General features: G+C 65.5%; 6 protein-coding genes. 2 read left to right on the top strand and 4 right to left on the bottom strand.

Annotated elements, in window-relative coordinates:
- Positions 1–987: AMP-binding protein (locus JOZ00_RS11515; RefSeq protein WP_293343875.1), on the top strand; the 987-nt coding region annotated here is incomplete at its 5' end.
- 16 nt (positions 988–1,003) lie between these two features.
- Entirely contained in the window at positions 1,004–2,002 is a 999-nt protein-coding gene (locus JOZ00_RS11520; protein ID WP_293343877.1) for a rhamnan synthesis F family protein, read from the top strand.
- A 10-nt stretch (positions 2,003–2,012) separates the two neighbouring features.
- On the opposite strand, the gene JOZ00_RS11525 is transcribed toward JOZ00_RS11520, so the two are convergent.
- The 4 genes from JOZ00_RS11525 to pks2 all read right to left on the bottom strand — a co-directional run.
- The gene (locus tag JOZ00_RS11525; RefSeq protein ID WP_293343879.1) at positions 2,013–2,711 is read right to left on the bottom strand and encodes a GAP family protein; all 699 of its coding nucleotides are present in this window, start codon (positions 2,709–2,711) and stop codon (positions 2,013–2,015) included.
- Positions 2,708–3,964: a glycosyltransferase gene (locus JOZ00_RS11530; RefSeq protein WP_293343881.1), complete on the bottom strand. Its 1,257-nt coding sequence runs from the start codon at positions 3,962–3,964 to the stop codon at positions 2,708–2,710. Before JOZ00_RS11530 ends, JOZ00_RS11525 begins: the two co-directional genes overlap by 4 nt.
- 66 nt (positions 3,965–4,030) lie before the next feature.
- Complete coding sequence (locus JOZ00_RS11535; protein WP_293343883.1) at positions 4,031–5,473, bottom strand: condensation domain-containing protein; 1,443 nt, start codon at positions 5,471–5,473, stop codon at positions 4,031–4,033.
- Positions 5,464–10,520: sulfolipid-1 biosynthesis phthioceranic/hydroxyphthioceranic acid synthase (pks2, locus tag JOZ00_RS11540; protein WP_293343885.1), on the bottom strand; the 5,057-nt coding region annotated here is incomplete at its 5' end. The genes JOZ00_RS11535 and pks2, both read right to left, overlap by 10 nt.

Here is a 10,520-nt window from a genome sequence, read left to right on the forward strand (position 1 = left end):
GCCCGGTGGATGCAATTGCTGGCCAGTAACAGTCACGCCCTTTCGGCGGGGCCCAACTTCGCTTTCGAACTGGCGGTGCGAAAAACATCGGATGACGACATGGCCGGGCTTGATCTGTCAAATGTGCTCAGCATCCTCAACGGGAGCGAGCGTGTCCAGCCCGCGACGCTACAACGCTTCACCGAGCGGTTCGCTCGTCTCAACCTGCAGAACCGGGTGTTGCGGCCGTCCTATGGAATGGCGGAAGCGACGTTGTATGTCGCAACCCGCGAGGCGGGGCAACCACCACGAATCCTTCAATTCGACTCCGACCAACTGACCGAGGGCCAGGCACAGCCATGGGAAAGCGGCGGCCGCACATCGCTCGTCAGTTACGGAGTGCCGCGGTCACCGGCGGTGCGCATCGTGGACCCCGACAGCTGTGTGGAGCGGCCGGAGGGGACGACCGGGGAAATCTGGGTGCACGGCGGAAATGTCGCCATCGGTTACTGGCAGAAGCCCCGAGAGTCCGAGGAGACGTTCGGCGGAAAGATTGCCTCCCCGTCGGCCGGCACGCCCGAAGGTCCGTGGCTGAGAACCGGAGACTTGGGCTTCATCTTCAATGGTGAGTTGTTCATCATCGGCCGGATCAAGGATCTCCTGATCGTGTACGGGCGCAACCATTCTCCCGACGACCTCGAGGCAACGATTCAGACCGTCGCGCCGGGACGGTGCGCGGCGATCGCGGTCCCGGACAAGGGCACCGAAAAGCTCGTCGCCATCATCGAGCTGAAACACCGCGCCGACTCAACCGACGAGGCCTCGGACAAATTCGATCTCGTCAAACGCAAAGTCACCTCGGCGATATCCAACGTGCACGGACTCAGCATCGCGGATCTCGTTGTGGTAGCGCCGGGTTCGATCCCGATCACCACCAGCGGCAAGGTCAGGAGAGCGGCCTGCATCGAGCGGTACCGGCAGAATCAGTTCGCCCGCTTGGACGCCTAGGTCTCGGCTGGCCGTCGTGGATCTCCCGAACGCGCTGCGCACCGAAGCCGAGCGCTCCGTGGCCGTCGTGCGGCACCGGCTGAACCGCAACGCTTTCCGCTTCCTTTGTGAAACCCATCTGGACCTGCCACCGCAGCCTCCGCCCGGTTGCCGCACGCTTGTTCTGTTCGCACACTTCGATCCTCAGGGCGCCGTCGATCCCTATGTCGCCTACTACCTGAACGCACTGCACGAGCTCGGAGCCTGCATCGTCTTCGTCTCCGGCTCGCCCGTGCTTGCGCCGGAGTCGGTGACTCCCATCCGGTCTCTTTGTGCCGGCATCTACACCCGCCGCACGCTCTCCTTCGACTTCGGCTCCTGGCATCTCGCATGGTGCATCCTGCGGCAGCGCGGCTGGTCGCTCGATCAGTTCGACCGCCTCGTCTTCGCAAACGACAGTGTCTTCGGTCCGCTCTTTCCCCTCGAGGAGATGTGGAACTCGTTCCACGATGCCGACATGTATGGCCCCGTCGAAAACACCCAGATGGCCCCCCACCTCCAATCCTTCTTTCTAGCTTGGGATCTCAACCCACGCACCCGCTCCTTCCTCGAAGGTTTCTGGAATGACTTCTCCTACGTCGTCCACAAAGGCACGCTTGTCTGGCGGTATGAGGTCGGCTTATCCAAGCGCGCTCGCAATGCGGGGCTGACGGTCAAACCGTTCGTCTCCGCCGACACCATCAAAACGACCTATGGGCGTTCATCGACGCGGCCGTGGACCGATCGCTCCGCGCGAAACAACGGCACCCTCCACTTTTGGGACGGTCTGATCGAGGACTTCCGATTCCCTTTCCTCAAGACGAATCTGGCGCGGTACGACATGCCATGGCACGCACCCATGCCGCGTCTGCGCGAAGTCATCGAGCGTCATACCGCCTATCCTTTCGAATTCATCCAAGCGAACGTGGACAGGCTCGGCCGAAGAGCGCCACCGCTGGTGAGTGGCTACGCCCGCGCAACGGCAAGGTGGACATGAGCCCGGCCGCTCAGATGCTGCTGATGCCAGCGCTTACCAACATCAAGCCCGCGACAGCGGGGACGATGATCAGAATCCGCCGCCGGTGCGTGACGGCCCAGCCGTGTAGCTGCAGCATGGCCGCCTCGGTTCTCGCCGGCATCACCAGATAGCTGACGAGCGGGACCTCGACGAGAACAAGCACCACGACGGTGAACAACACGACCGCACCGAGTTGGGTGCCGACCGCGGCTCCCGAGGAGACGATGATGATGAGCACGAAGAGATAATCGATGGGTGGCATCGTCGATACCACACCAATCCCGAACGCCACCCATGGATTTCCGCCTTGCAGCACATCGCGCATGCGGGCGATCACCCTGGCGGATGGGTTCGGTGTCGGCTGCAGAGTCGGGGCTGACGAAGCGCTGCCGTACGCCGACACTCCTGCCGCGATCAACAGCACGAGAACACCGAGGGCGATCTGGAAGTACCCGCCCGTGAAACGTGCGACCGTGGACCGCGCATGTTCCAAAACCGCCAGCAGCGAACCGTGCAGCAATACGAATGCGCCGACCCCGGGTGCGACGCCGGCCGCCAAACCGCCCAGCCAGTAGGCGAATAGGTTGTGTTTGGGCCGCGGGCGTGACATCAGTACTCCACCGATGACCAGACGCGTCGGGTCGATCGATACCCAGAGTGCGATCGCCAGCACCGTGCCCCACATCATCCGACGCGCTCCCCGCGGGCGGTGGCCTCCACGAGATCGGCGGCCGCGGCGACACTTTCGGCGGGCTTGGTCATGCGGGTGGCGATCTCGCGAGCGCGGGTGGTGTATTGCGACTCCAGCAGCTGGCGGAGTTGCGCGACAAGCGATTTCACGGTGGTGGTCGACAGGCGCCGGCCGCGGCCGACTCGCAGTCGTGTCACCTGCGCCGCCCAGAGCGGCTGTTCGGCCACGTCCCAGAGGATCAACATGGGAATTCCCGCTCGCAGACCGGCAGCCGTAGTGCCCCCGCCACCGTGGTGAACGATCGCGCGACAGATCGGCAGGATGCCCGAATAGTTCAACATGCCAACGAGCTTCACGCGGTCCGAATGCGCGATGGTGTCGGAATCGGTTGCGCCGGAATAAATCAGGGCCCGTTCGCCGAGCTCCGCGCACGCCGCGGCGATCATGGCGATCGTGTCGTCGGGCGATTGGACCGGTGTGCTGCCAAAACCGAAGTAAATGGGCGGCGTCCCCGCGGCAATCCACGACGCGACCTCGGCGTCGGATTCCGTCGGCAGCTCCATCGTCAGCGCGCCGACGAAGGGTCGCCGACCGTTCCATTCCGCTGCGAGACCGGGAAAGCAAGCCTCGTCGTACGCCTGGATTTCGGGCGTTCCGCGTTGAGTCATCCGTTTCGCCGCCGGGGCCGCTGCTTGCGGCAGCCCGAGTTCACGACGCTGTGCGTCGTCAACCTCTTTGGTGATGCGCCAATACAGCCACCAGGCCGCTCGCAATGTGGAGCGCACCAAGGGGCTCGGCGACGGTATCGATGGAAGGGCGAGCTGGCCGTTGACGCAGATCGGCATATGGTGCAGTGCCGCCATTGGAATGTCGTAGTATTCCGCGACATTGGCGACGACCCAGTGGTACGTCTGGCCGGTCACCAACACCTCCGCCCCGTCCGCCAGTGAAGCCAGCGTCCGGCCCATCTGCTCCCATCCCTCGATGAAAAGCTCTGTGCCGGAGCGCACCACGTTCATCGGATTCTGGGGTTTGAAGGCGTTGTGATGGAAATCCGTCACCGCGCGCACCTGCTGCTGGGAATCCGGCCCATACCCGACCGCAGCGAGCCCGGCCGACTCCACGAAGTTGATCAAGTTGGGCGGAACCGCCATACGTACGTCGTGCCCTCGCCGCTGCAGCTCCAGACCGATGGCGGCGCAGGGCTCGACGTCGCCGCGAGTTCCGTGGGCGGCCAGGACGATTTTCATTCGGCGGAGCCCAGCCCTTCAATTTGTTGATGATTCAGGCTGGGAAGTAAAGCTATCCGATTCTCATCATTTAGGTGGCTGAATTGCGACACCCGTTGGCCGGCCGTCCGCGACTCGCTTGAACACGGATTTCAATGCGCTCAGAAATCGGGCCACCGAGTCCTTGGCGACCGGATTGTTCTGGACATTCACCCATATCGAGACCTCGTCGAACAGGCGAATCACCGAGATATACAGGTGGGCCGGATCTCTGGGATCGCAATAGATGCTCGCGTTCGAGTCCTTCATCAGGGAAGTGACGGTAGCGGAAAATGGGGGGAGCCCCGTATCCATGTAGTTGATCATGGTGCAGTTCGGTCCCCATTGCCGCAGCCATGGCGCCAACTTCAACACGTCATTGAACGACACATTTGCGAGGTCGAGATTCTCATCGAAAGACGCCTGCGCGGCACGGGCGGTGTCTTCGAAAGACGCTGGGTTGACAGGCACAGTCAGCGGAACCACGCCGGTGAACCACCCCATCGTCGCAAATTCCGCCAGCGACCTGCGCTTATCCGTCGGCGTAAGGCCGTAATACGTTTCGGCGCCGGTTAATTCATACTGCGCGAGAGCCACACACGCGAACAAGCCGCCGCTGATGCGCGCGCCCGCTGCGATGCAAAGCGATTCGAATGCGGCCGTCTGTTCGGCATCCATCAACCGATCGACCATGACGTCACCACCCAGGGGGGCCGACAGATCCCCCAGTGGCAACGGAAAGTCCGGCAGGGTCCCGCCGTTTTTCTCGGCGAATTCGATCCACCTACGGATCTGGGGAGACTCCGCGGTGAGAGTGGCCAGGTGCCGGCTCTCCCGCACGCAGAAGTCGTCGTGACTGGCCGGGGGCGGCAACTGGGCGAGCGCACCGCCGGTCACCAGGACGCGATAGTTCATCACGATCTCGCTGTACAACCCGGAAATGATCGTCGGGTCGCAGTGGATGTGATCGACGATCGAGAAGAATGTGAAATGGTCCGCGTACTGAATTATCCCGAACCGGAAGCAGTCCCACTGCACCGGGTCGGGAGTGGACAGCACGAATTTCTGCCACTCGCTGGCCGTCATATCGCCGTGCCGGACGGGCAGGAATTCGATGTCGGCGGGATCTGCAATGGTATGCCGCACAATGGATTCCGTGTCGTCGCACTCGAACCAACTGTGGTACGTCTTGTGCCGCCGAAGGTGCGAGTTGACCACGTAATTCATGGCCCGAACATCGCATCGACCGGGTTCGTCCCCGGAACCGATTACGAGCCGCGCATAATCGAGCCCGCGGGCCGCATAGCGAGAAAAGCCGCGGAGATGCGCCTCTTGCATGGCGCTGAGTGGCACATCGCTGATCGGAGCTTGCCGGGCTTTCTCGAGCGAGGCGGGCGATGCCTGCCAGGACACGATTTTGCCCGACTCGGGCACCCAGTCATTGACGGTTCCCACGAACAGCCCACGCGCCGACCCCGTACCTACGTACAAGCCTTCCTCCTTTGATCCGGCAGTTCACCGGATACGCGGGATGCCAGCTTTTCGCACAGCAGCCCGGCCAAACCTTGAATGGTGGTGATGTCGTTGGTGGTGACCCGTATCCCTGTCTCGGCTTCGATACGGGTGCGTAGCTCGAGGTTGCCCATCGAGTCGAGGCCGTATTCGGAAAGCGGATGATCCGGGTCTATGGTGCGACGCAGGATAAGGCTGACCGCGTCGGAGACCATGCGGCGGAGGCGGGCCGGCCATTCCTCATGCGACATGGCGGATAGCTCATTGAGGAATTCCCTTGCACCTGCGCTGCTTTGACTCTTGGACCGGAACGACTCGGCGAACCGGCTGCGTTGTGCATAGGCCGCGAACCACGGCGTTCCTGTCATCCTGGCGTACCCGGAGTAGGCGCGGTCGTGGGACAGCAAGGCCTCGAACGCGTAGGCGCCCTCGTCGGCGGTGAAGGCCGTGTCACGCCAGTGCGCGATGGCGGTGCCTTCGCGGCCGCCCTCTCCGGGAGTCACGTCCTCGCCGATCTCGGCTCGGTGTTCGGTGGCGCGACCGACCTCGGCCCACAACGCCCACCCGACCGCGGTTGCGGGAAGGCCCTGGGTTCGGCGCCACCGCGCGAACGCGTCCAACCAACCGTTGGCAGCGGCATACGCCCCTTGCCCGGGTGAGCCCACCAAACCCACCGCGGAGGAGAACAAGCAAAACCAGTCCAGGGGGATCGCGGTGGTGGCTTGGTGTAAGTTCCACGCGCCGTATACCTTTGGAGCCCAGTTCCGGTCGATGAGCTCGTCCGTCATGTTGGCCAGCATGGCGTTCTCGAACACCGCGGCGGCGTGCAGGACCCCCCGCAGCGGGAGTCCGGTGGCGGTCGCCGCGGCCACCAACCGCGCAGCCGTGCCGACCTCGGTGATGTCGCCGCATTCCACCTGTATGTCGGTGCCCGTGGCGCGCATGTGCTGAATCGCTTCCAGCGCCTTGGGATTCGGCTGCGAACGGGAGCTGAGCACGATGCGCCCACAACCCGCCGCGGCCATCTGCTCGGCGAGATAGAGTCCGATGCCACCCAGGCCGCCGCTGACGAGGTAGGAGCCGTCGCGCCGGAACGGCTTGGCCTGCTCGGGCGGGACCACGACGCTGGTCTGCCCTGCTCGGGGCACGTCCAGCACGAGCTTGCCCGTGTGCTCGACCGCACTCATCGCGCGCACGGCCGCGGCCGCATCGGCAAGTGGATAGCGGGTGCCTTCCGGCAGCGGCAGTTCACCGGCCGCGACGAGGTTGTACACCGTGCTCAGCAGGTCAGTGATCCGCTTCGGGTGACTCGCCGCCGTCAGGGTCAGATCCACGTAATGAAACGTGAGGTTGCGATGGAAAGGGAAGAGCCCCAGCCGGGTGTTGGCGTAGACATCCTGCTTACCGATCTCCACGAATCGTCCGCCGACGGCCAGCACCTCCAGCCCGGCGCGCTGCGCGGCACCGGTCAACGAGTTGAGCACGATGTCGACGCCGTATCCGTCGGTGTCGCGGCGGATCTGCTCGGCGAACTCCATGCCGCGGGAGTCGTAGACATGCTCGATCCCGTTGTCGCGCAACAGTGCTCGCCGTTCCTCACTGCCGGCGGTGGCGAAGATCTCGGCTCCCGCTGCACGCGCGATCGCGATCGCCGCCTGCCCGACGCCCCCGGTGGCGGAGTGGATCAATACCCGCTCACCTTCGGCGATCCTGGCCTGGTCGTGTAGGCCGTACCAGGCGATGGCGTGCGCGGTGCTCACCGAGGCCGCCTGGGCGTCGCTCAGGCCGGGTGGCAGCGTCACGGCGAGGCGGGCGTCGCACGTGACAAACGAGGCCCAGCAACCCTGTGTGGCGAACCCGCCGACACGATCGCCGACTCGATGCGTTGTCACGCCGGGCCCTATCGCGGTAACCACCCCGGCGAAGTCCATACCGAGTTGTGGAGCATCCCCGTCGCCGGCGGGGTACCGGCCGAGGGCGATGAGCATATCGGCGAAGTTGACGCCGGATGCCGTCACCGCAACCTCGATCTCGCCCGGATCCGGCGGAACACGTTGCGCCACAATAAGTTCCATCGTCGCCAGATCGCCGGGCGTGCGGATCTGCAAGCGCATGCCGTCGTTTGGGTGGTCCACCACGCCGATCCGGCGCTCCTCGGGGCGGAGCGGGGCCGGGGTCAGGCGCGCCGTGTGCCACTGCCCCGTTCGCCAGGCCGTCTCGTCCTCCTCCGACGTCCCCAGCAACTGCCGCGCCAACCGGTCGGCCTCGGTGTCGGTGTCCATATCGATCTGGATGGCGCGCAGATGTGGATATTCGGTCGTGATCGCCCGCACCAGCCCACGCAGCCCGGCCTGCTCCAAATTCGTCACGTCACCCGGGAGAACGGCTTGGGCGTTGCGCGTCACGACGAACAGGCGAGGGGGCTCTTCGTCGATCTCCGTGATCTGCCGTGCAATGCGCACGAGGTGCCGCACATAGTCCCCGCCGCGCACTGCACAGTCCTCGTCCGGGCTGCCGTTCTTGGGACCGGTGAGTACGACCACTCCGCTGAGCTCGTCGGCACGAAGATGCGAGTCGAGCAATTCGGCGTTCGCCTGATGGTCGGAATGCTGCGGCCATGTCATGGTCGCGCAGCCCGCACCACCGATTTTCAGCGCGTCGGTCAGGCCGGTTGCCATGACGTCTGCGGTGGCAGAGGTGCTGATCAGCAGCCACGTTCCCAAGCGGACATGGTCCTCATCGGGCAGTGGCCGCTGCTTCCACTCGATGCCCAGCAGGCGCTCGTTCAGTACGCGGTCGCGGTTGGCGCCGTCGGAGGCCCCGATGCCGAGTTGCAGCCCGCGCACTACCACCAGCACCGCCCCGTGCTCGTCGAGCACATCGACGTCGGCCTCCAGCGCGGCCCCGCCGGCACTGGTCACCCGCGTGTAGCAGTAGTTGGCGGTGCGCGCGGACGCGTAGGCGCGGATACGGCGCACGCCCAGCGGCAGCAGCAGACCGGCGCTGCCCGCGACCCGGGCGTCGGGATGAGCGGCGACCGACTGGAAGCAGGCGTCGAGCAAGGCGGGATGCACGCCGTAGACGTTTTGTTGCGAGCGGAGGGGGCCGGGCAGCTTGATCTCGGCCAGTACCGTGCCGGCCGTCTGCGCGCTGTGCGCCGCCGCCAGCCCGGCGAAGGCCGGACCGTACTGTAAACCGTGCTCGTCGAACTGCTTTCGCAGCTCGGCCCCATCCAGCCGGCGGGTATGCGCGGTGAGCAGGGCGGGCATGTCGTATGCGGGCGGCTGCTCCTCGTCCCCGCCGCCGCGCAGCACCGCCGCCGCGCGTCGAATCTGTCCGCTTTCCCCGAAGGTCTCGACCTCGAAGTCGACGATGCCCGGCGAGGTCACCGACGCGATCGCGGATACGGGGGTTTCATCGTCGAGCAACAGCATCGCCTCGAAGCGGACGTCGCGGACTTCGCAGTTCTCGCCGAGGATCGCGCGGGCCGCGGTGCACGCCATCTCGCAGTATGCGGCGCCCGGAAGGGCCGCGACATTGTGGATGCGGTGGTCGGCCAGCCAGGGCTGCGCCGCGGTGCCGACCTCACCCTGCCAAACGTGGCGTTCCGGCTCCTCGTGCAACCGCACGTGCGCCCCCATCAGCGGGTGCACCGGAACCGTCCACGTGCCGCGCGCTCGCGAATCCTGACCGTTACGGGTCAGCCGCAGCGGGCGGTGGCTCCATGCCGGCAGCGGCGCCTCCACCAGCCGCCCGCCGGGATACATCACCGAGAAGTCGGTCGCCGCACCGGCGTTGTGCAAATCCGCAAGGAACCCCCGCAGTCCGTGCCGCAGCTCTTGCTCACGACGCATGGCGGCGAGGGTGGCCAGCGGCATGCCGAGGCTGCTCGCCGTCTGCTCGACAGCGTGGGTGAGCAGCGGATGCGGCGACAGTTCCGCGAATACGCGGTGGCCGTCCTCCAACGCCGCCTGTACCGCTGCAGCGAAGCGGACCATGTGCCGCAGGTTGTCCGCCCAGTACCAACCGTCGCACACCAACGGCTCACGCGGATCGAATGCGGTTGCGGAGTAGAAGGGCAGCTCGGGTGTCGTGGGGTTGAGCGCCGCCAGCTCATCCGACAACTCGTCGAGGATCGGATCGACCTGGGGGGAGTGCGAAGCGACATCGACGGCGATCTCGCGTGCCAGGACGTCCCGTTGCTCCCAGGCAATCACCAGATCGCGCACGGCCTGTGTGGCGCCGCCGATCACCGTGGACTCGGGCGAGGCCACCACGGCCAGCACGACGTCGTCGACACCGCGGGCCATCAGCTCCAAAAGCACTTGTTCGGCGGGCAATTCGACCGACGCCATCGCGCCGGAACCGGCGATCGTGGCCATCAGCCTCGAGCGGCGGCAGATCACCCGCACGCCGTCGTCGAGGGTTAGTGCTCCCGCCACAACGGCGGCCGCGACTTCACCCATCGAGTGGCCGATGACGGCAGCCGGCCGCACCCCGTATGCCTTCATCGTGGCCGCCAGCGCGACCTGCATGGTGAACAGCGCGGGCTGGATCCGATCGATCCCGGTCACCGTCTCAGACGCCGAAAACGCCTCGGTCACAGAGAATCCCGACTCCCGGGTAATCAGCGGTTCCACCTGCGCGACGGTCGCGGCGAACACCGGTTCGGTCGCGAGCAATTCGGCGCCCATCGCCGCCCACTGCGAGCCCTGCCCGGAGAACAGCCACACCGGTCCCCGATCGTCCTGCCCGACCGTGGACTGATACGGAAAGTCGCTGTGGGCGACTTCGCGCAGCCCCTCGGTCAACTCCTCGAGGCTGCCCGCGATGACCGCCGCGCGCACCGACCGGTGCGCCCGTCGTCGGGCAAGCGTGTACCCCAGATCGGTTGGCGCAAAACCGCTTTCGTGTGCATCAATCCAGTCAGCGAGCCGCGCGGCGGTACGCCGCAGTCCGTCGGCCGACGTGGCGGACAGCGGGAACATGAGCGGTCCCTGGACGGCAGACGGCACGTCGGCCGGGG

Source organism: Mycobacterium sp. (assembly GCF_019243155.1).
In the GTDB taxonomy this organism is placed as follows: Bacteria; Actinomycetota; Actinomycetes; order Mycobacteriales; family Mycobacteriaceae; genus Mycobacterium.